Origin of the sequence: Bacillus solimangrovi (assembly GCF_001742425.1) — a bacterium.
Lineage (GTDB): Bacteria > Bacillota > Bacilli > Bacillales > Bacillaceae_N > Bacillus_AV > Bacillus_AV solimangrovi.
On the sequence record NZ_MJEH01000033.1, the window covers coordinates 67796 to 93535 of the forward strand.

General features: G+C 37.3%; 15 protein-coding genes. 12 read left to right on the forward strand and 3 right to left on the reverse strand.

Translation table 11 applies throughout. The annotated features are described in order from the left end of the window. Positions 1–266 precede the first annotated feature (266 nt). The gene (locus BFG57_RS11930) at positions 267–1175 is read left to right on the forward strand and encodes a C39 family peptidase (RefSeq protein WP_069717717.1); all 909 of its coding nucleotides are present in this window, start codon (positions 267–269) and stop codon (positions 1173–1175) included. A 177-nt stretch (positions 1176–1352) separates the two neighbouring features. Here the strand turns inward: BFG57_RS11930 and asnB are convergent, their stop codons facing one another. After that, positions 1353–3254 (reverse strand): asparagine synthase (glutamine-hydrolyzing), encoded by a 1902-nt coding sequence (gene asnB / locus BFG57_RS11935; protein ID WP_069717718.1) that lies wholly within the window; start codon positions 3252–3254, stop codon positions 1353–1355. Positions 3255–3879: 625 nt separating this feature from the next. Here asnB and BFG57_RS11940 point away from each other — a divergent pair. The 7 genes from BFG57_RS11940 to BFG57_RS11970 all read left to right on the forward strand — a co-directional run bounded on the left by BFG57_RS11940 (position 3880) and on the right by BFG57_RS11970 (position 15978). Beyond that, positions 3880–6624 (forward strand): S-layer homology domain-containing protein, encoded by a 2745-nt coding sequence (locus tag BFG57_RS11940; protein WP_175428339.1) that lies wholly within the window; start codon positions 3880–3882, stop codon positions 6622–6624. A 237-nt stretch (positions 6625–6861) separates the two neighbouring features. After that, positions 6862–7602 (forward strand): WecB/TagA/CpsF family glycosyltransferase, encoded by a 741-nt coding sequence (locus BFG57_RS11945; RefSeq protein WP_069717720.1) that lies wholly within the window; start codon positions 6862–6864, stop codon positions 7600–7602. Further along, positions 7595–9166, forward strand: a complete 1572-nt coding sequence (locus BFG57_RS11950; RefSeq protein WP_069717721.1) for a putative polysaccharide biosynthesis protein — start codon at positions 7595–7597, stop codon at positions 9164–9166. The genes BFG57_RS11945 and BFG57_RS11950 overlap by 8 nt, the downstream gene beginning before the upstream one ends. A 254-nt stretch (positions 9167–9420) precedes the next feature. Then, entirely contained in the window at positions 9421–10488 is a 1068-nt protein-coding gene (locus tag BFG57_RS11955) for a glycosyltransferase family 4 protein (RefSeq protein ID WP_069717722.1), read from the forward strand. Positions 10489–10705: 217 nt separating this feature from the next. Further along, complete coding sequence (locus BFG57_RS11960; protein ID WP_069717723.1) at positions 10706–12655, forward strand: DUF5693 family protein; 1950 nt, start codon at positions 10706–10708, stop codon at positions 12653–12655. Further along, positions 12655–13728: a polysaccharide pyruvyl transferase CsaB gene (csaB, locus tag BFG57_RS11965; RefSeq protein WP_069717724.1), complete on the forward strand. Its 1074-nt coding sequence runs from the start codon at positions 12655–12657 to the stop codon at positions 13726–13728. The genes BFG57_RS11960 and csaB overlap by 1 nt, the downstream gene beginning before the upstream one ends. A 312-nt stretch (positions 13729–14040) precedes the next feature. Then, positions 14041–15978 (forward strand): N-acetylmuramoyl-L-alanine amidase, encoded by a 1938-nt coding sequence (locus tag BFG57_RS11970; protein WP_069717725.1) that lies wholly within the window; start codon positions 14041–14043, stop codon positions 15976–15978. Between the two features lie 66 nt (positions 15979–16044). Here the strand turns inward: BFG57_RS11970 and BFG57_RS11975 are convergent, their stop codons facing one another. Both BFG57_RS11975 and BFG57_RS11980 read right to left on the reverse strand, forming a co-directional pair. Further along, complete coding sequence (locus tag BFG57_RS11975) at positions 16045–17046, reverse strand: LCP family protein (protein WP_083249229.1); 1002 nt, start codon at positions 17044–17046, stop codon at positions 16045–16047. 129 nt (positions 17047–17175) lie between these two features. Further along, positions 17176–17820 carry a YigZ family protein gene (locus BFG57_RS11980; RefSeq protein WP_069717727.1) on the reverse strand — a complete coding sequence of 215 codons (645 nt, stop codon included), beginning with the start codon at positions 17818–17820 and terminating at the stop codon, positions 17176–17178. 348 nt (positions 17821–18168) lie between these two features. On the opposite strand from BFG57_RS11980, the gene BFG57_RS11985 reads away from it, so the two are divergent. From BFG57_RS11985 to BFG57_RS12000, 4 genes are all read left to right on the forward strand, one after another. Continuing rightward, complete coding sequence (locus BFG57_RS11985; protein WP_069717728.1) at positions 18169–19314, forward strand: sensor histidine kinase; 1146 nt, start codon at positions 18169–18171, stop codon at positions 19312–19314. A 214-nt stretch (positions 19315–19528) separates the two neighbouring features. After that, positions 19529–20215 (forward strand): response regulator, encoded by a 687-nt coding sequence (locus tag BFG57_RS11990; RefSeq protein WP_069717729.1) that lies wholly within the window; start codon positions 19529–19531, stop codon positions 20213–20215. Between the two features lie 156 nt (positions 20216–20371). Next, the gene (locus tag BFG57_RS11995; RefSeq protein ID WP_069717730.1) at positions 20372–25414 is read left to right on the forward strand and encodes a hypothetical protein; all 5043 of its coding nucleotides are present in this window, start codon (positions 20372–20374) and stop codon (positions 25412–25414) included. Continuing rightward, entirely contained in the window at positions 25411–25710 is a 300-nt protein-coding gene (locus BFG57_RS12000; RefSeq protein WP_069717731.1) for an EscU/YscU/HrcU family type III secretion system export apparatus switch protein, read from the forward strand. The genes BFG57_RS11995 and BFG57_RS12000 overlap by 4 nt, the downstream gene beginning before the upstream one ends. The last annotated feature ends 30 nt before the right edge of the window (positions 25711–25740 follow it).

A 25740-nucleotide genomic window follows, 5' to 3' on the forward strand; every position in this document is an offset into this window, starting at 1 on the left:
ATTGTTAGCTGACACATTTTCATGTGTCAGCTTTTTTATATATACAAAGATAGATCCAGTGAAAGATTTGTTGTCTGTTAATTTGAAATGCAATCTAGAGGTAGGATATTAAGTTGAATTATATAAATAAATAGAGGTAGTAGCGCTTTCTTGATAGAATATAGTAAAATCTTTAAAAATTATGGATTTTAATTGTTTGTTTATACATGTGTCTGTATAAAAGGGTAATTTCTATAATAAATGATGTTTAGAAAGGCGACAACATTATGACCATCATTATTCTATCAATCTCGATTTTTATCATTTTAAGTTTGATACCTCTTATAGCTTTGCGAAAAGTTACTGGTGGCCTTTTGAAATCAACGTATGTTGTTATTGGATTGGCTCTATTGATCTTAATAAATAGTGGTCATAAATTTGTAACGCAGCAAGGGTGGCAACTGAAGAAATCGACAATCAAAGCTCTAGAACAATCACCAACTTATAATGAAGAAGATCTTACTAGTGTGTATGATCGATCCACCCATATTAGTTCACTGTCAGGTGAGAAAATAAGTTTAAAGGATTTACCAAAGAGTGTGAAGTTTGATGTACCCTTAATACAACAATATCCAGAGTTGCCTCGTGGTTGCGAAGTGACTAGTCTAGCCATGTTGATTCAGCATGCTGGTGTAGATGTTGATAAAATGACCCTTGCAAAGCAAGTAGAAAAAGACCCAACACCATATTCGTTTAAAAATGGTGTTATTCATTTCGGAAACCCCAATAAAGGTTTTGTAGGGGATATGTATACGACAAACAAACCAGGATATGGAGTCTATCATGAACCGATTTTTGATTTAGCACAGCAATATTTATCTAACAAGGTGAGAGATATATCAGGTGGTGAATTTACAGAAGTATTGTTTCACGTTAGCCGAAAGCGTCCAGTATGGGTAATCACGAATACGACTTTACAGCCATTGCCTGAGACAAGCTTTCAAACGTGGCAAACACCTGATGGACCAATTCAAATTACATATCGTGAGCATTCAGTGATCATAACTGGTTATGATGAGAATTATATTTATGTAAATGATCCTCTGGACCCTAATAAGAATAAGAAGATACCAATAGATGAATTTATAAAAGCGTGGGAGCAAATGGGCAAGCAGGCGATTACATATATCCCTTAATAAGGTTTGATATCACATTTATCGTCTCCGTTGGTCTACATGTCGATTATTTAAATTTGTAAAGCCCTCTGCTGTATTGATATGCTCCCCTATAGGTAGACGGATTAAAAAATAAAAATCTATCTACTTGATAGGGGGTAGTTCATATCATTAGCAAGAGGGCTTTTATTAGTGCATTTAATAATTTTTTGCTGCTTCTGTTTCATTTGAATCTTCAACAGAAGTATCAAATGAATATATCTTCTCAATGTAAATTTGATGCCAAAGCATGAACATCAGTACAGTCCAAATCTTACGGCTATAGTCGAACTTTCCTTGGCGGTGGTCTTCAAGAAGTTGTAGAACGACTTGTTTGTTAAGTAAGTCATCTGTTTGGCTCTCGTGAATGAGCTTAACCGCCCAATCATACATTTCATTCTTTAACCAGTGACGAATTGGTACTGGGAAACCGAGTTTGCGTCGGTTAATTACGTGTTCTGGGATGATCTCCATCATCGCTTCACGTAAAATGTATTTTGTCGTATTATTTGCAATCTTTAAGTCTGCACTAAGCTTTGAAGCAGTGTTAAAGACTTCTTTATCAAGGAATGGAACACGTAATTCAAGTGAATGGGCCATCGTCATTTTATCAGCTTTTAATAAAATGTCTCCACGCATCCACGTATGAATATCAATGAATTGCATTTTGTTAACATCATCATAATCATTGATCTGATTATAAAATGGTGCTGTTATGTCTTGATAGCTCATATTTGAATGGTAGTTTTTCAACAGTGCTTGCTTTTCATCTTCTAAAAACATCTTTGCATTTCCAACGTAACGTTCTTCGATTGGAGTACATCCTCGTTCGATGAAGCTTTTACCTTTTACTCCTTGTGGGAGCATTTGCGCGATTATTTTCAGAAGCTTTTTACCGATGTTAGGGATACTTTCAAACATCTTCAAAGAATACGGTTCACGGTAAATGTTATAGCCACCAAAAAGCTCGTCTGCTCCTTCACCTGATAAGACAACCTTAACATGTTTGCTTGCTTCTCGAGCAACGAAGTAGAGTGGTACAGCAGCAGGATCAGCCAACGGATCATCCATATGCCACATGATTTTCGGAAGCTCTTTCATGTATTCCTCTGGGCTTACGATGTATTGAATATTTTCAACACCTAGCTTATCTGCTGTTTCCTTGGCAACATCAACTTCGCTGAAGCCTTCATGCTCAAAACCGACAGAGAAGGTTTTAATACTTGGGTGGTACTCTTTAGCGATTGAGGCAATAGCAGTTGAGTCAATACCACCTGATAAGAACGAACCAACTGGGACATCGCTTCGCATATGTACGTTAACTGAATCATACATAACGTCTTTAATTTCTTTAATCGCTTGTTCTTTCGTTAAGTTGACTGGTTTGAAGTTTGCTTGCCAGTATTTCTCAATTCGAAGTGGTTCTCCAATTTTCTTATGCATATAGTGCCCGGGTGTCAATTTTAGAATTTCCTTTGATAAGCTAAGTGGCTCAGGAACATATTGATATGTTAAGTAATGTTGCAATGCTTCTGTGTTTACTTCATCTTCTTCAAATGCAGTTAGTAGGCTTTTTTTCTCAGAGCCAAAATAAAGTTTGTCATCCTTTTCTATATAGAAAAATGGCTTAATACCGAATGGGTCACGAGCTGCGAAGATTTCTTGTTTTTCTTTGTCCCAAATTACGAAGCCGAACATACCACGAAGCTTTTTAACAGCTGCTTGGCCTTCTGCTGCATATAATGCAAGAATGGTTTCCGTATCTGAATCAGTAGCGAACGAGAACCCTTTCTTCTCTAACTCTGCTCGTAATTCAACATAGTTATAAATCTCACCATTGAATGTAATCCAATAACGTTGGTTCTCATAAGAAAGTGGTTGGTGCCCGCCTTCAAGGTCGATAATGCTCAAACGGCGGAAGCCCATTTGGATATAGTCATCTTCATAATAACCTTCATCATCTGGTCCTCGATGTGTAATGATATTTGTCATATTCATAAAACGATTTATCGGTAACGGTTGGTTTGGCTGATAAGATAAGACGCCAACAAATCCACACATAATTGAAAATCTCCTTTACTATTTCTATTGTTCATAAGTTGGAAAAGTTTTATACAACTCCCCAATGATTTGTAAGAAAAACATCGTACAATTTCCTTTATCACACATCAGCTTATCTATTTCAATATGTAGGGGTGTGTTCTTGTTCTTGAGAAATAAGTTTCAAAAAGTCACTACCTTATAGAGGTTTCCCTGTACATTATGTTTTAAAGCTTAACGTGCTATTTTGATTGTAACCTAAATCTTTAAAAAGGTTTATAGAGGATATTAAAAACATTTAGAAAATCGTATGCATCCCTATATAAGATGTTCATTTCTATACTTAGTTATTGTATCTAATTTATGATAGATGAGGTTAGTAACTAAAATATTACATTTATGTTTCATAGTTTACGAATTCCTTAATTAAACGTTTGATTAATGTTTCGAAATGTTGATAGATCAGTGTTTTATAGAATGGTAGATCGTTGTGCTGTATCTTCTTTCCTATTAAAAAAAACATCTCTATCATGGTACACTAGATTTGTTGTCTAAAAGGAGGTCCGTCTTTTTTAATAGTTAGTCGTAATTAAATAGATAATAAAAGATTAATAGATAAAAGGGAGAGAATGATATGAGGAGGAAGTTGTCTGTAATATTGACATCCAGCTTGTTAGTGTTGTCGATGTTTACAACTGGAACTGCATTTGCAAGCCCGTTTTCAAGCGTTGTATCTGAAAATGAAACGAAGGTTTCACCGGGTGTGACTTGGAAGAGCACCGTCTATGAGGGTGAGGGCGATATCGAAAAAGTTCATATGTTAGATGTTAATTTGGATGATCCTAATACAACGTTAGAAGTGGGTATACCGAATCCATTTGATAGTTTAGAGATTGTGACTGAGCAAGCAAAGCAAAATAGTTTAGAAGGTCATCATGTAGTAGGTGCGGTCAATGCGGGGTTCTTTGATCCGAAGACACGTTTACCTATAAGTCTATTTATTAAGGACAATCAAATCTATAACTTTGGGTTATACGAGCTCGATGCTAATAGTCCAACGAATGCTTCTGTAGCGTTCGGTATCGATAAGGATGGAAGTGCACAGATTGATCAGTTTGAACATACAATTCGCATTGAATCAGATGATGTTGATGTAACGACGAACAGGATTAATGAAACTCGTAATGAAGGCGAACTAGTTGTTTTTACAAAACCGTATAAACGCTCTTGGGCAAATGAGTGGGGCACTGAATTTATTCTTTCAGATGTTACCCCAAGTATGGATGAAATAGAAGCAGGTGAGCCAGTAACAGGAACAGTTTCGAAGCTTACGAGAGTAGGTGAATATCCTGGAAGTGAAGTGCCTGAGGACGGGTTTATTATTTCTGCACATGGTCAAGAGTGGGCAGAAAAGCTAGCAGCACTTGACAATGGTGATGAAGTGACAATTACGTTTGATTTCAATCGAACATGGGAAGATGCAGAATATGTACTTGGAACAGGTCCTTTACTTGTTGATGAAGGTAAAGTTTCAATATCTATGAATCAAGCAACATCATTTGCTAAAAGTCTTCATCCACGCACTGCAATTGCAGTAGATAAAAGTGGTGATCGTGTATTTGTTGTAACTGTGGATGGACGACAACCTGGTTATAGCGATGGTTCAAGTTTAATCGATTTAGCCGAATATCTGATTGAACAGGGGGCATACCGTGCCATTAATTTAGATGGTGGAGGTTCGACGGCTATAGCAGTTCGTGAATTAGGTCAATTTTTACCATCATTACAAAATAGTCCTTCTGACGGTTCTCAACGTTCTGTTTCAACGACTTTATTAGCGGTTAGTAACACGAATACAGGTCAAGCAAAAACGATGAAATTATCGAAAGAAGAAGGAAAGGTATTTGTAGGTACGAAGGTCCCTATAGACGTAACTTATGCATTGGATCAGTATTTGAATCCAGTAACAGTAAAAACGGAAGATGTAGAGTGGGATTCAAACAACGATGCAATAGGTGAGATGGAAGGTAATACCTTTGTTGCAAATGCAGCAGGGCAAACAACCGTTTCTGCCAACTTTGAAGACAGTTTAGGGCAAATTGCTGTTACTGTTGTAGATAAGTTTAAAGAATTACAAATCGCACCGAACAGTTTGAAGATTGGTACTGAACAGTCAACAACATTTAAGGCAACGCCATTAACTGATGATGGTTCTCCAATTATTTTTGATGAATCATTAATCAAATGGGCGACAAAAGGAAACATTGGTACGATTACAGATGGTGGTACATTCACCGCTGCTGAACAACCTGCAGAAGGGGAGATTGTTGTAACTGTAGGTGCAATGGAAGTCACGGTTCCAGTAGAGGTAGGCGCTGATCCAGAAGTAGTAGAAGAGTTTGAAACACTTGATAATTGGACTGAGTCGTCGGCACGCTCTGTAACAGAACTATCTTTAAGTGGCGTACCTAGTCCTGTCTATGAAGGTTCAAAATCGCTTCGATTGAAATATGATTTCACGACAGATGAACAAGGAATTAAGGCTTCATATGCAGTTGCGAATCAAAAAGTTCAGATCCCTGGTAAGCCAGTTGAATTAGGCTTATGGGTGTATGGCGATGGAAATAAGCATTGGCTTCGTGGTAAGTTGATTGATGGGGTAGGAAATGAACATACGATTGACTTTACTGAAGAAGCAGGTCTTGATTGGAAAGGATGGAATTATGTCCGTGCATCAATTCCAAATGACCTACCTTTACCACTGTCAATTAAACGTATCTATGTAGCAGAGACTCTACCAGAAAAACAAGATAAAGGTGTATTATACTTTGATAAGCTTCAAGCTGTGTATAACACAGACCATGAAGAACCAAGATTTAAGGATATGACAAGTGAACATTGGGCATTTGGAGCTGTCTTATCATTAACGAATGATAATATTATTACAGGCTTCCCAGATGCAACGTTCCGACCACAAGATAATTTAACACGTGCACAAGCAGCAATTATGATTGCGAGAGAATTACAACTTCCTCTAGCGGATCGTCCGAACCCAGGATTTGAGGATATTGATAATTCTCACTACGCGTATGAAGCTGTGGCAGCTGTAGCAGATGAGGGAATTATTCAAGGGATGAGTGCAGAGCAATTTGCTCCTGATAAACCACTTACTCGGGCCCAAATGGCTGCAATCTTAAAGAGAGCGTATAAGCTAGAAGGTACAGATGGTAAGGCATTTAAGGATGTTCAAGCAACACATTGGGCATCTAAAGACATTAAGACATTGTCTGCAAATAACATTACTAGTGGCTATCCAGATGGCACATACGGTCCTGAGAAAGCAACAACTCGTGCGGAGTTTGCTTCATTCTTAACGAGGGTTATTAAATAATTTATGAGAAGTCGTCCGATAATTATTATCGGACGACTTTTTCATTTAAGGACAGGTTGGTGTAGAGATAGGAATGCAATTTTTTCAAGACTTTTTGAACTATCTCTATATGATTTTCAATTAGCTGTCTGTTATGATAAATATAGTTTGAAAAACGACAGCTTTTGCAGTTTATTTACGAAATGTAAAAAAAAATAATGAAATTTAATTGATTTTGGAAGAAGTTGGTGAAACCTTATGGAAGATCGTTACGTCTCTATATTAGGCGTGCCATTTTTATATACGACGATGAAACAAATGACGAATCGCGTCGTTCAACATTGGGAAGCTGGAGAGAAGTCATTTATTATTACAGCTAATCCTGAGATTGTTATGAAAGCATATGAAGAGAAGAGCTATATGGATCTTGTTCAGCAGTCTGATTATGTAGTTGCAGACGGAATTGGTGTTGTAAAAGGAGCGCAATTACTCGGTACACCGTTACCAGAGCGTGTAGCAGGTTATGACTTGATGCATGAGTTATTTAAGAAAGCAAATGAAGATTCTCGTAGTGTGTATATGTTAGGTGCGGGGAAAGATGTGATCGGTGAAGCAGTTGAAGCAGTAAAAAAACAATACTCTAATGTGAACATTGTAGGCTCTCATCATGGGTTCTTTGATATACATGATGAAAGCATTGTAAATGAGATAAAGGATAGTGGAGCTGACCTTATTCTTGTTGCATTAGGTTGTCCACGACAAGAACAATGGATCGCACAACATATGGGTTCATTCTCAAAAGGTGTGTTCATCGGTGTTGGTGGTAGCTTCGACGTACTTGCCGGTAAGGTTGAACGCGCACCAATGATTTGGCAGAAAATGAATGCTGAGTGGTTATATCGTTTAGTGAAGCAGCCTTCCCGTTGGAAAAGAATGATGGCATTGCCTCGCTTTGCTGGAGAAGTTGTGAAACACAAGGTAACGAAGCGTAATGGGTAATTCGTTTGTTAAAGGCGCAATTATTATAACGATTGCAACGTTTGTCTCGAAATTATTAGGAAGTGCCTTTCGAATTCCGTTGCAGAATATTGCAGGCGACGAAGTATTTGGATTATTTAATGCCGTTTATCCAGTTTATATGATTGCGCTTATTCTATCTGTTGCAGGTATTCCAATTGCAATTTCAAAACTGATTTCTGAACAACGAGCGAAAAATGATGAGCAAGCTATTCATGAAATCTTTGCTTCAGCGAGCATTATCGGTTTAATTTTTGGTTTCGTCAGCTTTTTGTTTATGTTTATCTTTTCAGAGGTAATTGCAACAGCGATTGGAATGAGTAGTACACGACTTGCTGTTGCGGTTGTTTCTAGCACGTTAATACTCGCACCGTATATGGCTGTTTATCGAGGGTTCTTTCAAGGGTATGAGGATATGCGGCCAACAGCGGTATCACAAGTACTTGAACAATTTGTAAGAGTTACACTTGTTTTAGTAATTGCTTATATTTTGGTTCTTCAAAACCATGAATCAGAAATCATTGCTGGCTGGATTATGCTGAGTTCGATTGCGGGTGTAACAGTATCACTAATCTATTTACGATTCAAATATTCGCGTTTTATAAAAAGTGTACCTGCCTACCAAAAGTTAACGTGGGACAAGTTTAGAAGTTGGTCTAGTGTAATCCTACGCTTATCATTACCTGTAGCATTTGGGGCACTGAACATGGCGCTTCTAAATATGATTGATTCGTTAACAATCCCTCATGCGTTGAAATGGTATGGATATGAAGGTAGTGCGGTTACAGAGCAATTTAGTATTTACTCACGTGGGTTAACACTTGTACAAATTGCAGTTGTATTTTCAAGTGCAGTTATTTTACCGTTAATTCCAAAAATCTCAAAAGCAACCACCGAGAATAATTGGAATGAAGCGAACAACTATATTGGACGTTCTTTGAAATTGGCTCATCTTATATCATGGCCAGCAGCAGTAGGGTTATTAGCTTTAACATTGCCACTTAACTTGGCTTTATTTACTGACTTAGAAGGTAGTCATGTTTTAGCTGTGTTGCACTTTAGCTCACTGTTTACATCATTTACCGTTTTAACGACAGGTATTTTGCAAGGTTTAAACCGTGCGAATGTAGCAGCTATCATTATCTTAATGAGTGCTGTATTGAAAGCAATTTTGAACTTATGGCTCATCCCATCTTATGATCTAATTGGAGCGGCATGGGCTACATTAATTGTGTACATCGTCATTACGGTTCTGAATGTCATATTTATCCTAACTGTTACAAAATATCCATTGAATAATTATGGAAAATTGATTATGATGGTTTCTAGTGTGATTATGGGTGTGTGCTTAGTATTACCTTTAAAGTGGATTAATATTGAGGAATGGACGAGAATCGATGCAGTTATATATACGCTAATCGCAGTCCCAATTGGTGGGATAGTTTATAGCATTATTGTTCTCGGTGGTAAAGGATTGCAAACGGATGAATTAAGAGGTATTCCGGTACTTGGACCAATCTTGTGTAAAATCTTAAAACTACGTTAAACTATAAAATGAATGTTTGAAGGAAGATTAATGTCGGACATTCAATCGAAAGAGATATTGTGAACAAATTGTGACAAATTAAGCTAATCGTTTTTGACTAACTAAAAGAACTAGCGATTTTGTCGTTATGTGATATAATCACTTTGATATAAATGATATGCTCACAAGGTCGCGCTAAGTACAAGCCTATAGTATAAATTTCCTTAAGGTTTTAAATATGATTTCTATTTCTAAGTAGAATTAGGGGTGTCAGTATGATTGTTTGGACGGCCATATTTTGTTTTTTATTGACGTTAGTTTTAACGCCATTAGTAAAACGGTTGGCAATTAAAATTGGAGCAGTTGATAAACCAAACCAACGAAAAGTTCATCAACGTATTATGCCACGATTAGGTGGTTTAGCAATATATTTAAGTACAATGGCTGGCTTGTTAATAGCTATGCCAATGTTAAATGACGTTCAGAATAGTGTTTCTATTTGGCCGATATTAATAGGTGCAACAATCATTATCATTACAGGTGTATTAGATGATATGTATGAACTTTCACCAAAAGTAAAGCTAACAGGTCAAATTATGGCTGCAGTTATTGTTATCCTTGGTGGGGTTAAAGTAGAATTCATTAACTTACCATTCGGTGGTGAATTGAACCTTGGTTTAATGGCAGTACCTCTTACGTTCTTTTGGATTATTGGCATTACAAACGCCATTAATTTAATTGACGGTCTGGATGGTTTAGCAGCAGGAGTATCATCAATCGTCTTACTAACAATTTCAACAATGGCTGTATTAATGGGAAATACATTTGTCATTATTATTGGTCTTATTTTGTTAGCAAGTACAGTTGGTTTCCTATTCTACAACTTCCATCCAGCGAAGATTTTTATGGGTGATACGGGGGCACTATTCTTAGGTTTCATGATCTCGGTTATCTCAATTCTAGGATTTAAGAATATCACTGTATTCTCACTCTTACTTCCAGCTATTATTTTGGGAGTTCCGATTTCTGATACATTGTTTGCGATAATCCGTCGTATTGTTCAGAAGAAGCCATTATCAGCACCTGATAAGTCACATTTACACCATTGTTTACTTCGGTTAGGGTTTTCTCATCGTAAGACGGTATTAATTATTTATGGAATGAGCGCACTATTTGGTATAGCAGCTATCGTCTTATCAAAAGCAACACTTTGGAGTGGAGTATTGATTATTACGTTACTATTGATTTCTATCCAATTTGTTGCAGAAAAGATTGGGCTCATTCATGAAAATTTCCAGCCAATGCATAACTTTGTTCGGAAATTGGCAAATACGAGACGATAAGTAGGGGAATCTCCTATGGACGTTATCATACAAGGGCATCAGTTTAACGAGAAACTGATGCCATTTTTCTATGAGAGAAGATCGGTTTGTAATGCCATATAACTGAACTAATTTTTGTACTGCGGACATGAGTATAACTATATATGGAAATGTTTAGAAAAAATAGAATCGTTTGATACATAAAAAAACAAACTATGACATGAAAGGATGGTATACGTTGAAAAAAATATTGAACCTTATCATTATTCTCAGTTTACTTGCAACTATTCCATACATATATCAGCGAGCAAATGCCGAAGTTTCAAATCAATCTTATGAAATCATCGTTCCACATCAAGAAATTAAAGCTTTAACAGATGCGGGATTGTCTCAGGAAGAAATATATGCAACTTTAGCTGAGGATAATCAATATGGTGTACAACGAGTTCAAGCGATATCGTTCGAACCGATTACGTTAGCTAATCTAATTAACCAAGGGGCCGTTAATGTATTAGAGCGTGAAGGTGTCTCTGCTCTTATTAAGGAAGAAGATGCATTAAAGTTACCTGAGGATACAGGATTATACATCGTGTTTAAAGAGGATAATAAGTTTGTTCGTGATTCATTTTTACAAGCGTTTCGTGAACGCGTAGAAAAAATGAATGTATCAACAATAGAAGGGGAAGCGATCTACTTTGTTTCAGGATTTCCAGATAAGTTAATTTCAGTCGGGGAGACGTTGATTGAAAATGCTATTTTATCTCGACCTATTACATATGACATTCCGGCAATTGAGCAAGCATATGAATTAGGGTTTGAAATTGTCTTTCGTATTAGTAATGACATCAATGAACAAACTACATTTATTATCGATCAAATGATCGATTTAAAAGAAACATACAATGCAGAAAACATTTTGTTTTCAGGTAATGAAGTATTAGGATTTGCTAATGAAGATGTTGCACCACATTATATTGGAAAGCTAAATGATGCGAAATTTAACATTATGCAAATTGAACTTTTTAAACAAAAAGGTTTCCCTATTTATGAAAAGAAATTCGAAAATCGTTTCATACGCCTGCTTAGTATCGACCCGTTTGATGGTTGGGAGGGGCATGTTGACCGTGCTGTTCGTGCCATTAATGAACGTAATATTCGAGCAATATTCTTTCACATCGCTCATAACAAAAAATTATATAATGAAACGTTAAAACCTGATGAAATGCTTGAGAAGGCTACAGGTATGATTGATGATGTGCATCATCGCATTATGAATCAGAAGTTTGCAGACTATGTTCCAGAAGGTGCAGGGCTATTCAATAAATTAGATTCATCATTACTTATAACACTTATTGCATTAGTAGGTGCAGTTGCGTTCATGGCACGTGTAGCTCTTGTTGCTACGCCGATTTTGTCTTGGCTTGTCTTGGCTGGAGGTGCACTTCTTACGTTAGCGTATGCGGTTTTACAAATGAGTATTATCGTACAAGCAGTGGCACTCGGAGCTTCAGTTGTAGCAGCAACTTATGCGGTTATCCATGCTGAAGCCATTCGTAATTCAAAGGATATATGGAAGTATTATTTAACTGCAGCAGGCATTGGTTTAATAGGTGCTTGGTTTGTAACAGCTCTATTATTCGGAAATGAGTATATGCTGAAGTTTGTTGAATTTAGAGGCGTTAAGGTGCTTTATTTACTTCCAATTCTACTAGTTACAGCACATTTCTTACGTGATAATGCAAAGACGATCGCTGTCTCACCAGTTCGTTATATTGAGCTAGCATTACTCGGTGTAGGTATGGTTGCTGTACTTATATACCTCATGCGAAGTGGAAATGACCCTGGTGTTGCAGTGAGTGGAATGGAGCTACAAATTCGTCAGCTTCTTGAAGATACATTAGGAATTAGACCACGTACGAAGGAATTCTTAATTGGGTTACCATTATTTATACTCGGTATGTATTTAGTAAGTAAAGGGTATCGCTATGCGAAGTTCATTTATATTGGAGCGGCAGTTGGATTTGTTTCAATGGTTAATACGTTTACACATTTACACATCCCATTGTACATTTCATTTATTCGAACAATTTATGGATTAATTTTTGGCGCAATAATTGGATTGATCTTAATTGCATGTTTCAAAGTTATTGAAAAGTTCTGGCCTAAGATTCGAGCGAGGTTTGAATAATGAGAGTTGTATTATCTGGTTATTATGGTTTTCACAACGTTGGTGATGAAGCAATATTATTGTCCATTATTACGGCTTTACGCCAAGAACGTCCTAATATTGAAATAACAGTCTTATCAAATGATATTGAATATACGAAGAAAACATATCAAGTAGATGCAGTGAATCGTTGGAAGTTTTCAGAGGTCTATCAAACCTTACGAAACTCTGATGCATTGATAAGTGGGGGCGGTAGCCTACTGCAAGATAAGACGGGATTGAAAAGTGTTCCTTATTACTTAGGAATCATGCAGTTAGCTCGTTTAGCAAGAAAGCCTTACTTTATCTATGCACAAGGACTTGGACCAATTGATAGACCTTGGAATAAAAAAATGACGAAAAGAGTCTTATCAAATGCTGCATTCGTGACAGTTAGAGATGAAGATTCAGCTTCATTATTACGATCGTTTGGCTATAAGAAAGAAATTGAACTTGTACCTGACCCCGTCATTGGCTTAAATGCAGGCGATTATGAGAGTGATTGGATCAAACGAGTACGAGTTTCTAATAAACCATTATTAGCTGTATCTGTTCGGGATTGGGAAACATCAATACCATATATGGAAAAGGTAGAAGAGGTATTAGATCGTTGTGCAGAACATGGCTTAACACCATTATTCATCCCTATGCATGGAGAGCAAGATGCCCATACATCTGAAAAAGTAGCTTCACAAATGAGCAGTGAAGTGATGATTGCTCCATATGATGTCTCAATTGAAGAGAAAATAGCAATTATCAAGGAATGTGACGTGTTAATAGGAATGAGGTTGCACGCACTTATCTTTGCAGCAGTAGCTTCAACACCAATGGTAGGTCTATCTTATGACCCGAAAATTGATGCATTCTTAAAGCAAGTTCAGCAACCACTTGGTGGTCATGTTGAATCGAATTGGGATGTAGAGCAGATGGTTGAAGCAATAGTTACCCAGTATCAAAATCGTGAAGCTCAACAGAAGGTCTTAGAAAATACCGTTTCAAGCTTGAAACAACAGGCAAATGATACTGCTAAAAAGGTCATAAACTATTTATCATAGTTAAAACGTCTTGCACCTCGGTGCAAGGCGTTTTTCTTAATTAGTAATAGCGTCAACTTTATGGGATTGTAAAATTTGTAAATTATAGTATTCTCACCTTTTTACTTTCAGTTCTCTCATTTATGACTAATACTTGTATTTCTTTGAACTAACAGATATTAAGCTTTATATAAATAAAAGTTACAAAGCTTTTACAAAAGAAGGTCAATTGTCTCAATTTGTTACAAATTGTCTAAAAGACCTTGATCATTGGCGTTGTAGGAAGTACATTGAAAAAGTGGTAATAGCGGAGAAGGAGGGCAGAAATTTGTAATGTACAATAGAAAATTAACATCAATGGGAATCAGCATCTTCCTCATGTTTATTGTTTTTTTGGTTAACCCAATCGGTACTGAAGCAGCTTCAACGGGAATTATAACCGGAAACAACTTGAATGTAAGAAGTTCTCCAGCTACAACTGGGAATGTCTATGGCAAGCTTAATTATGGGGATGAAGTTACAATTCTGGAACGAGCAGGTGAGTGGTACAAAATACGTTACGGAGACAAAAATGCATATGTTCATGGAAATTATGTTAAGAAACAAAGCAATAGCACAAGTTCAAATGCAACAGATGTAACTGTCTATGTAAATCGTGAACAAATCACATTACCAATCGCTCCTCTAATGAAAAATGATAGTGTGTTAGTGCCATTTCGAGAGATTAGTGAATCTATCGGAGTAGAAGTGAAATGGTTGCAAGACACACGTCAAGTGCTTGCAACTGATAATGGTAAGGAAGTGCTCTTAACGATCGGTCAAAGTAATGCATTAGTCGATGGCAATTATGTAAGCGCTGATCCATCACCGATGATCCAAGATGGATACACAGTGATTCCTTTGCGTTTTTTTGCAGAAGCTTTCGATGCAGTTGTAGGGTGGAATAGCGAAACAAAGTCAGTGCATATTTTACGAGAAGTCGCTGATTCGAATGAAGATGAGCCAAGTCAATCAGTCGATTCTGACGATGACAAAGAAAAACCAGTGCAAATTAGTACAGATACAAATCTATATTCTGAGCCTCTAACTAGTAGTGATATTGTTACTGAGCTTCAGAATGGTGATGAAATCACTGTTCTCGGTTCGAGTGGGACAGCATGGCTTGAAGTAGAATTCGACGATAAAAAAGGTTTTGTATACAAAGACTATGTAACAGGATATACCGACATGAATGTGGTAGGTCGTGTTAATACAAACGAATTGAATGTTCGCTCTGGTCCGAGTACTGATTATCGCATCGTTGATGAATTAAAAAAGAATGAAAAAGTTGACATTCTTCGTTTCTCAAGTAATTGGGCACAAATTAAAATAGGTTCAACAGTTGGTTATGTGCATTCATATTATTTAAACATGACCAACAAGGGAAAAGCATTTACTAGTTTAGCAGAACCGAAAATGACAAATGGAAATGATCGTAATTGGCTTACATGGTCTAAGCTTGGTCAAGTTTCGACGTCACAGCAGTTAACGAGCAAAGGTGTTCAAATTAAGACGAGTGCAACAAATATAGAAAAGTTCAATAAAAGTCATCCAGCTATCAAAAAACTTAATTATACGTCTACAAGCAGTGGAACGACAATCGATGTTCAATTAAATGATGGTTGGCATTATGTAGTACGCGATACAGAAAATGATCTTCGCATTACATTGCTTCCAAGTGGATTAAAAGGTAAACGGATTGTTGTGGATGCGGGGCATGGAGATCATGATCCTGGTGCAAGCGGTGCAACAGGTCTTCGTGAGAAGGATGTAAACCTTGATATTGCAAAACGACTTGTGAAGCTATTGGAACAAGCAGGAGCCGATGTAACGTTAACTCGCTCTTCAGATAAGTTTATTCCTTTAGCAGGTCGTGTCGATATAGCACATCAAAAAGATGCTGATGCGTTTGTAAGTATTCACTCTGATTCATTTCAATCAACCTCTAAGGGATCAACAACATTTTATCATCTTGGCGTAAATCCAAGTGGAGATAAAAGTAAACAGCTCTCAGATATTGCAATTGAAAAAATTACAGCTAAATTAGGTACATATAATCGGGGTTCTAACAATAAGAGTTTACATGTTATTCGAGAAATTGATATACCAGCTACATTAATCGAAGTAGCATTCTTATCGAACCCGAAGGAAGAAGCATTATTGAAAACAGATAGCTTTAAACAAAATGCTGCCCAAGCATTATATGAAACCTTTGTAGAATTCTACAATTAATCAAAAACGACTAATCACTCAAATTTGAGACGATTAGTCGTTTTTCTATAGTACAAATTATTTTTATCAATTGTCTTTGCTTTCCTCTGCATTTGTTTCTTCTAATTCAAGGTGAGCTTTCAATGAGGAAATGGTGTTATTAAGTGCTTCTTCGTCTAATACATAGTAGTAGATGCGATTGATTCGATCAGGTTGACCTTCTAATGTAAGCAATTCAACTTCTAAGTTTTTTCCTTTATATAAATAGTCATGAAATGCTGCCATTTCCCCAAAACGCATATTGGTCGTAAGGTTCTTTCCGATTTCTTTTAGAACGTCATCGTATTTAGTAATCGATTGAATTGAAAGTGACTTTTCAAGCAATGCTTTCAATACTTCTTGCTGACGCTGTCCACGCGCTAAGTCGCTGTCATATTTACGTGTTCTCACATAGGCTAGAGCTTCCTCGCCATTTAACGTTTGTAACCCTTTTTTGATGTGAATGGCATCTTGCTCATCTTTGCTATTTTGTTCAACAATATCAAAGGGAACGTCAATTTCAATACCATCCATTGCATCAACAATTTCAATAAATGCATCAAAGTTAACACGAACATAGTAATCAACAGGGATATCAAAGAGGTTTTCGACAGTGTTAACTGCCATATCAATCCCACCAAATGCATGAGCATGTGTGATTTTATCCATTTCGTTCCTCTCAGCAAGCTTTACTCTCGAATCGCGCGGAATGTTTACCATTTTAACGGATTTATTAGTTTCATTAAAAGTCGCTAAAATCATTGCGTCACTTCTTGCTGTCGAAAAACCGCGCTTTTCACTATCATCAATGCCAAGAAATAATATGGAAATGTTATCGATACGTGGATCGACTTTTTCCGTTCGCATATTTGATTTTCCATCATGCACGCGACTTTCTAACGGTTGTTGTGCATTATCAATCGTACTTTTTGTAAGATTTGCTAAATATAAGGCGTATCCAGCAGAACTTGCAATTAGGATGCCGATTATTGTCAAGGAAATAATGACCCATCTATTCCAATGCTTTTTCTCGGGTTGCTTTGTATCCATGTAAAGCCTCTTTTCCGAAATAATTGGTGCTAATTAGAAATGAATGAGAGAATATTGGTAAGTCTACTTGTCTTATTTTAACCATATTTCGCAATTCTAAAGCACTTTACATTAACGTATGTAATGCATTTAAGTAGTAGGCACTTCTGTTTCTAGATAAGTCATATCACCTTCGGCATTTTCTGTCTGTCCATTTGTTAATTCGACCATCCATTCGACGAATTCTTCCTTTTGATCTTCAGCTACATATGTTTCAAATTGAACATTGTCCAAATAATGAATCTCCTTCAATTGAAATTGTGTTGATGAACGTAACTCATTCTCGATCTTTCCTAACCAAGTGTAATCAGCGGTAGTGTGCATAACACGCATTAGCTTTCGTTCCACAATACCAGTGGCATTAAGGCCTTCTGAAGTAGATTTTCCGTATGCACGAATAAGTCCACCTGCACCTAATTTAATGCCTCCAAAATAACGAGTTACGACAACGACAGTATCTTTTAATTGCTTTTTCTTTAATACTTCAAGCATTGGAACTCCAGCAGTTCCACTTGGTTCACCATCATCATTCGCTTTTTGAATGAGGTCGTGCTCACCAATTAAATAAGCAGAACAATTGTGGGTTGCATTCCAATTTTTTTTCTTGATTTCTTGAATGAAAGCTTGAGCTTCATCTTCAGTTGTTGCTCGAGATGTATAACAAATAAAACGAGATTTTTGAATTTCAATCTCGTGTTCGCCATACCCTTTAACCGTTAAGTAGTTGAGTAGCATGCTCTAAATCCCCCTAATTTTACTTAAAAATACAAATTACGATATCCAACTGTAAAATTCGTCTGTCTTCTATTATAATTTTACGTGTAGCAAGGGGCAAATTGTTATTAATTAAACGATTAATTAAAGAAATAATGGTTTATATGTTATTATTTTCATTATGTCAATGAACAAGTTATAAATTCATCAATGGTATTCCTTTACCTCTACTGATGATAAGTTAACATGTCATTAGGAAGTTTTCATTTAATAAAAGTAATGAATAAGACAATATTTTATCATGCCATACGAAGGTTATATAGATATTGAGAAAAATTAGTCACAGCGACTTATGCTGGGGGAATGACTATGTCAGCAAAGGTTTTTGATGGGAAAACAATCGACAACATTTTAGAAAAAATGATTGAAACTGTTGAAGGAAGTAAAAAAGAGCTCTTTCAAATTGGGGAGCAATCACGACATGAATTCGATAATATTCGAGAAGAATTAAAAGAAATACGTCGCTTAGTCTATGAAACAATTGAAGAAGTTGAGCGTATTGAAGTTCATGAACGGTTCGCGAGAATGCGGTTAACTGAAGTAAGTCGGCATTTTGACAGTTATAGTGAAACAGAGGTTCGAGATGCATATGAGAAAGCTCATACATTAAACTTAGAATTATCAGTAAAACGACAACAAGAACAGCAACTTAGACAGCGAAGAGATGACTTAGAAAGACGCTTGCGAAATTTACAAGATACGATCGAGCGTGCAGATGTACTTGTTGGGCAAGTTTCTATCGTTCTTAATTACCTTTCAAGTGATATAAGGCAAATGAACGAATTAATTGAAGATGCAAAGCAAAAGCAAGAGTTTGGATTGAAAATTATCGAGGCTCAGGAGGAAGAGCGCAGACGCCTTTCACGCGAAATTCATGATGGCCCAGCGCAAATGCTAGCTAATGTGATGATGCGTTCAGACCTTGTTGATCGAGTCTTCCGAGAACAAGGAGCAGATGATGCGCTTAAAGAAATAAAAAATATGAAAAACATGGTACGCTCTGCGTTATATGAGGTACGTAAGATTATATATGATTTAAGGCCGATGGCTTTGGATGATTTAGGGTTAGTTCCAACTTTGAAAAGATACTTAAATACGATTAAAGACTATAATAAGTTAGACATTGAATTTAATAGTATCGGTAAGGATAAGCGATTGCCAAGGCGATTAGAAGTTGCTTTATTTCGCTTAGTTCAAGAAGCTGTTCAAAATAGTTGTAAGCATGCTGAACCAAGTTTGATTCAAGTTAAAATGCAAATTGCACAAAAATATGCAACGATGGTTATTAAAGATGATGGTAAAGGATTCGATACATCAGCGAAAAAAAATGGCGCCTTTGGTTTAATTGGAATGAAAGAGCGTATAGAGTTGTTAGAAGGAGAATTAACTATTGACTCAAAGCTTGGCAAAGGGACGGTTATTATTATTCAAGTGCCATTAGAAGAAAAAACTTAATAGTAATTGATCGAAAATATCTAGGATAAATTGCTTATGTGTTTTTCTCTTCCTCACGTTTCTATATGTATACGCTTTGTTACTTGAGACTTTTGATCGGCACATTTTGTCCTCCTTTTTGAGCACGCATTTATAGATAACTTAATGATATAATGAGTTAAATTTAATAAAAGTTATGTAGTAGATAAAAGAGAGAGAAACAGGAGGGATTTAGTTGTCTACACGTATTATCATTATTGACGATCATCAACTATTCCGCGAGGGAGTAAAGCGAATTTTAGATTTTGAAAAGGATTTTGAAGTAGTAGCTGAAGGAGACGATGGAACAGAAGCTGTTAGTCTTGTTGAACAATACGAACCAGATGTTATTATTATGGATATTAACATGCCGAATATTAATGGTGTAGAAGCAACACGCCGTTTAATTGACAAGTACCCTGAAATGAAAATATTAATATTGTCGATTCATGATGATGAAAGCTATGTTACACATGCATTGAAAACAGGTGCAAGCGGATATTTATTAAAAGAGATGGATGCTGATGCCTTGATTGAAGCAGTCAAAGTAGTTGCTGATGGTGGTTCATATTTACACCCTAAAGTAACTCATAATCTTGTGAATGAATATCGTCGACTTGCATCAGGTGAACAAAAACCTTCTAGTAATTCGTTAGCAGATATTGAGTATCGTAAGCCGTTGCACATCTTAACGAGACGTGAGTGCGAGGTACTTCAACTTCTAGCAGATGGGAAGAGTAACCGTGGAATTGGTGAAACCCTATTTATTAGTGAAAAAACAGTTAAAAATCATGTGAGTAACATTTTACAAAAAATGAACGTAAACGACCGTACACAAGCAGTTGTTGTTGCTATAAAGAACGGTTGGGTACAAGTCTTATAAGAATGAACTCATTATTCATTGACGTATGTAAACAACTATCTAGTATATCCTAGGTAGTTGTTTTTTTTGTTTGTGATGAGAAAATGACACATTAAGATAATAGAATGTTAACCGATATAAAGAACATGAATGTATTGAACGTGGGAGTGTGAAGTGATGCAAGTTCAAATCGGTCAGCAACAGACGACTGCTAAGCAAAATGCAATGACTGAACAATCATTAGAATTAAAAAAAGGTGAACAATATCATGCGCAAATAAAAGAGCGTATTTCTGATAAAGAAGCTGTTGTGACAATTCGGGGTAAAGAAGTCCGTGCGACATTTGAAGGAAAGATCCCGGCTGAAGAGCGTATCATGCTCCAAGTTACAGGTAAAGGTGATAATTCAATTCAAGTGAAGGAAGTACCAAGTAGGAATACGACATCAGCAGTTTCTCAATCAGCCGAAGCGACAAAGCTACTTCAAAGTGCGGGTGCTAGTAGTTCGGCGCCACATGAACTTAAGCAAGCTGTTCAAATTTTATTAGATAAGGGCATACCGATGACGAAAGAGTCTGTTCAAGAGTTAAAGACTTTCTTCGAACAATCAAATGGTACAGCTGAGCAAAAGTTGAAAACTGTGCAGGCGTTAGCAAGTAAACGATTGGAAGTTACACAAAATCATCTTAGACCAATTCATGAAGTGTTAAATGGAAAGCCATTAAATCAAATTTTAACTGAATTAGCAAAATCAATTGATCCTGAATTTGATATCTCTAAAAGCCCGAAAGAGATTTCAAATCAACTTGATAAGTTAGTTACACAAGTTCGACAGCAAGTAGAGAAGACACCAATACTAACAAAGGCAGTTCAACAAGTACGCGATGAATTATTATCACAGGGAAAGTTACCAAAAGAACAAGTAGAGAAGATAGAGAAAGCAATGCAACAAGCAAAACAACTTCAGCAAGCGGGTAAGTATTCAGAAGCAAAACAACAAATTGTGAATGTGTTGAAAGATGTCGAAAACGAATTGAAACAGCTTCAAGGTAATCGAACACAGCAACCGTCATCACAAAATCAGATCGAGCAAGTTCGTACTGAAGCACGTACTCAACGGACAAGCTTATCAAATGAATCTCGCCCAAGTGAATTGATTCGTCAAACGCGTGAGCAAGTACAAAGTGAACCCAACTTACAAAAAGCGGTGGATCGAGTCCGTGATCAAGTAGTGAACAACCGAGAAATCAATCGAGAAGTATCGCAAAAAGTAGAAAAAGCATTGAAAGAAGCGGAACAACTCCAGCGCATGGGTCGAGAACAAGCAGGACGAGAGAGAATCACACAGGCTTTGAAGCAAGCCGAGGTTGAACAGGTGAAGATGGAAGCGCGTTCGCAACAAACATCACAATCAATAGAGTTACGACCAAGTGAAACGATCCGTCAAACACGTGAGCAGATGCAAAGCGAACCAAATTTTCAAAAAGCAGTGGAACGAGTACGAAATCAAGTAGTGAATAATCGCGAGATCAATCGAGAAGTCGCCCAAAAAGTAGAAAAAGCATTGAAAGAAGCAGAACAACTTCAGCGATTGGGACGAGAGCAAGCAGGACGAGAGAGAATCACACAGGCTTTGAAGCAAGCCGAGGTTGAACAGGTAAAAGTAGAATCACGCACGCAACAAACATCACAACCAACACAACCGATAGAGTCACGTCCAAGTGAAACAATCCGTCAAACACGTGAGCAGATGCAAAGCGAACCGAAGTTTGAAAAAGCAGTGGAAAGCGTACGTAATCAAGTAGTAAATAATCGCGAGATCAATCGAGAAGTCGCCCAAAAAGTAGAAAAAGCATTGAAAGAAGCAGAACAACTTCAGCGTATGGGAAGAGAACAAGCAGGTCGAGAGAGAATCATGCAAGCGTTAAAACAAGCGGAAGTTGAACAAGTGAAGGTGGACGCACGTTTGCAACAATCATCACAACCGATAGAGTCACGTCCAAGCGAAGCAATCCATCAAACACGTGAACAAGTGCAAAGAGAACCAAATTTTCAAAAAGCAGTGGAACGAGTCCGAAATCAAGTAGTGAATAATCTCGAAATTAATCGAGATGTATCGCAAAAAGTAGAAAAAGCATTGAAAGAAGCGGAACAGCTCCAGCGCATGGGAAGAGAGCAATCAGGACGAGACCGGATCACGCAGGCGTTGAAGCAAGCGGAAGTCGAGCAGGTGAAAGTAGAATCACGCACGCAACAAACATCACAACCAACACAACCGGTAGAGTCACGCCTAAGTGAAACAATCCGTCAAACACGTGAACTAGTACAAAGTGAACCGAAGTTTGAAAAAATAATGGATCGAGTGCGGTCTGAAGTTGTGAACAATCGTGAAATCAATCGAGAAGTCGTCCAAAAAGTAGAGAAAGCATTAAGAGAAGCGGAACAACTTCAGCGATTGGGACGAGAGCAAGCAGGTCGAGAGCGAATCACGCAAGCGTTGAAGCAAGCGGAAGTCGAGCAGGTGAAAGTAGAATCACGCACGCAACAATCACCACATTCGACAGAGTCACGCCCAAGTGAAACAATCCGTCAAACACGTGAACTAGTACAAAGCGAACCGAAGTTTGAAAAAATAATGGATCGAGTGCGGTCTGAAGTAGTGAACAACCGAGAAATCAATCGAGAAGTATCGCAAAAAGTAGAAAAAGCATTGAAAGAAGCGGAACAGCTCCAACGCATGGGAAGAGAGCAATCAGGACGAGACCGGATCACACAGGCATTGAAGCAAGTGGAAGTTGAACAGGTGAAGGTGGAAGCACGTTCGCAATCATCACAACCGATAGAGTCACGTCCAAGTGAAACAATCCGTCAAACACGTGAACAAGTGCAAAGTGAACCCAACTTTCAAAAAGCAGTGGAACGAGTACGAAATCAAGTAGTGAATAATCGTGAAATCAATCGAGAAGTTGCACAAAAAGTAGAGAAAGCATTGAAAGAAGCGGAACAACTCCAGCGCATGGGAAGAGAACAAGCAGGACGAGACCAGATCACACAGGCGTTGAAACAAGCGGAAGTTGAGCAGGTGAAAGTAGAATCACGCACGCAACAATCATCACAACCGATAGAGTCACGCCCAAGTGAAACGATTCGTCAAACACGTGAACAAGTTCAAAGCGAACCGAAGTTTGAAAAAGCAGTGGAACGAGTAAGAACCCAAGTAGTGATTAATCGTGAAATCAATCGAGAAGTCGTCCAAAAAGTAGAGAAAGCATTAAGAGAAGCAGAACAGCTCCAGCGTATGGGAAGAGAACAAGCAGGACGAGACCGGATCACACAGGCATTGAAGCAAGCGGAAGCTGAGCAGGTGAAAGTAGAATCACGCATGCAACAATCATCACAACCGACAGAGTCACGCCCAAGTGAAACAATCCGTCAAACACGTGAACAAGTGCAAAGTGAACCGAAGTTAGAAAAAGCAGTGGAAAGCGTACGTAATCAAGTAGTGAATAATCGCGAAATCAATCGAGAAGTCACACAAAAAGTAGAAAAAGCATTAATAGAAGCAGAGCAGCTACAAAAATCTGGACGGGAGACGACAGCACGTTTACGCTTGTCGAATACTCTTATCCAAATCGAACAAGAAGTAGCAAAGAGTGAAAATATAAATAAAACGAATAGTTTAGTTGAACAGTCGATTGCTATGGAAACTAATTCAACAAAACCAACTGATAAACTTCCAAGCGAACTATTAAAAGAATTAAGTAAGCAGTTCCAGAAAGAACCGAGTGTTCAACAAGGACTTTCTCAATTAAAAGAAGGAATTGAATCGGTAAAATTTGAACCTCAAATAATTGAAAAGTTACAACAGGCACTTACAAAGTCAACTGAATTTCAACAAAAGGGCCGTGAATTGGCAGCTCGTCAAGAAATGATGAACACGATAAATGAAGTAGAGAAGTCATTAAGCTCACAAGAACAGAAGGTAGCAATGGCAAATGCTCAGCAGACAACAGAGGCGCAACAGTATGTATTAGATGAAGCTTTTCAAACGAGTATTAATTTTAAAGCAAAAGAAATGATTGTTGATCGTGTTACAAAAAAGCTGGCAGAAGCAACGAATCAATTCCGTGAACTTAAGCGAGATATTTCTAAAAAACTAGATAATATTCAACGGCTCATTCAGCAGTATAAAAAAAGTGCTTATCCACAAGTGAAACAAATACTTGAAACGACCATTAGCAAATTAGATAATGCAATTTTAAAAAGTGATATGATGCTTCTAACCGATATGAAAACAGAGAAGCAATTAATGCAAGCAAGTGGACAGTTAGCAGAAGCAAAGAAGCTTCTTCAAAAAGGAAATCACGTTGAAGCACACAGGATTGTTCAAGATGTGAAAGGTTTGATAGATAAGATTAAATTCCAGCCATCTGATACGAAGGTGCAACGTTTTATTACGCAAGAGTCGGAAAGGTTAGAGGTTCGAACACCACAACAACAATTATTACAACAACTTGAAGATACGTCTCGAGGATTAGTACGACAAGAACCATCTGCCCGTCAAATATTTGAGACGGTACGTTCAATGGGTTTGAACCATGATAGTGACTTAGCGCGTTCACTTGTCTTTAATCAAAACGATAGTGGAGCATCAGACCAACAACAAAATCAAAAAAATATGAAGGCAGTACTTATGCAGCTCATGCGTGGAGATGGTTCGGAACAAGGTAAACCGACATCACACATAGAGCAAGCATTAAATAACTTAACAGGTCAGCAACTGCTTAGTAAGCCTGACTCAGGATCAAATTTACAAACGATGTTATTCCAGTTACCGATATTGCTAGACCAACACATATCTGATTTGCAAGTGTATGTGAATTCCCGTAATGAAGGGGAACAAGTTGATTGGGAAAATTGCAATCTTTATTTTCTAATTGATACGCCTAGACTAGGTGAAGTTGGTATTATGTTGAATGCAAACGAACGAAATTTGTCTATCACAATTAAGAATAATCAGCCAGGCTTTGCTGCAAAAGTATCACCAATTGCTGAATTAACGAAAGAGAAGTTGAAAGAAGTCGGTTATAACGTTAGTGATATTAAGTTCGCCCAATTAAGTACAGAACTTAAGAAAACAACTGGTGATGAATCATTGGAAAGTAATGAAAATTCATTCATCCCAATCTTTACTGAGGAAGGAATGGACTTTAAAATATGAGAGTTTCTAAGCATTTTAATCAGAAGCAACGTCGTGATATGAATGGTCCGACAGCAGCCGTTATTAAATATGATGAAGAGAACGGCGGCGGTCCTCAAGTTGTCGCTCAAGGTAAAGGGAAAGTTGCCAATCAAATTATTGAGCTTGCTAAGCAAAATAATATTCATATGCAGGAAGACCCAACACTTGTTGAAAACTTGTTAGATATGGACTTAGGTGATAACGTTCCACCACAACTGTATCAAGTAATGGCAGAAATTTTACTGCTTATTGAAGAAATGGATCGAAACTATTAGAAAAAGGTAAACAGTTGTATATTTGTGCCG

Coding starts and splice junctions, on each gene's coding strand:
- BFG57_RS11930 (WP_069717717.1), top strand. CDS start 267: ATGACCATCATTATTCTATCAATCTCGATTTTTATCATTTTAAGTTTG.
- asnB (WP_069717718.1), bottom strand. CDS start 3,254: ATGTGTGGATTTGTTGGCGTCTTATCTTATCAGCCAAACCAACCGTTA.
- BFG57_RS11945 (WP_069717720.1), top strand. CDS start 6,862: ATGGAAGATCGTTACGTCTCTATATTAGGCGTGCCATTTTTATATACG.
- BFG57_RS11950 (WP_069717721.1), top strand. CDS start 7,595: ATGGGTAATTCGTTTGTTAAAGGCGCAATTATTATAACGATTGCAACG.
- BFG57_RS11955 (WP_069717722.1), top strand. CDS start 9,421: ATGATTGTTTGGACGGCCATATTTTGTTTTTTATTGACGTTAGTTTTA.
- csaB (WP_069717724.1), top strand. CDS start 12,655: ATGAGAGTTGTATTATCTGGTTATTATGGTTTTCACAACGTTGGTGAT.
- BFG57_RS11970 (WP_069717725.1), top strand. CDS start 14,041: ATGTACAATAGAAAATTAACATCAATGGGAATCAGCATCTTCCTCATG.
- BFG57_RS11975 (WP_083249229.1), bottom strand. CDS start 17,046: ATGGATACAAAGCAACCCGAGAAAAAGCATTGGAATAGATGGGTCATT.
- BFG57_RS11980 (WP_069717727.1), bottom strand. CDS start 17,820: ATGCTACTCAACTACTTAACGGTTAAAGGGTATGGCGAACACGAGATT.
- BFG57_RS11985 (WP_069717728.1), top strand. CDS start 18,169: ATGTCAGCAAAGGTTTTTGATGGGAAAACAATCGACAACATTTTAGAA.
- BFG57_RS11995 (WP_069717730.1), top strand. CDS start 20,372: ATGCAAGTTCAAATCGGTCAGCAACAGACGACTGCTAAGCAAAATGCA.
- BFG57_RS12000 (WP_069717731.1), top strand. CDS start 25,411: ATGAGAGTTTCTAAGCATTTTAATCAGAAGCAACGTCGTGATATGAAT.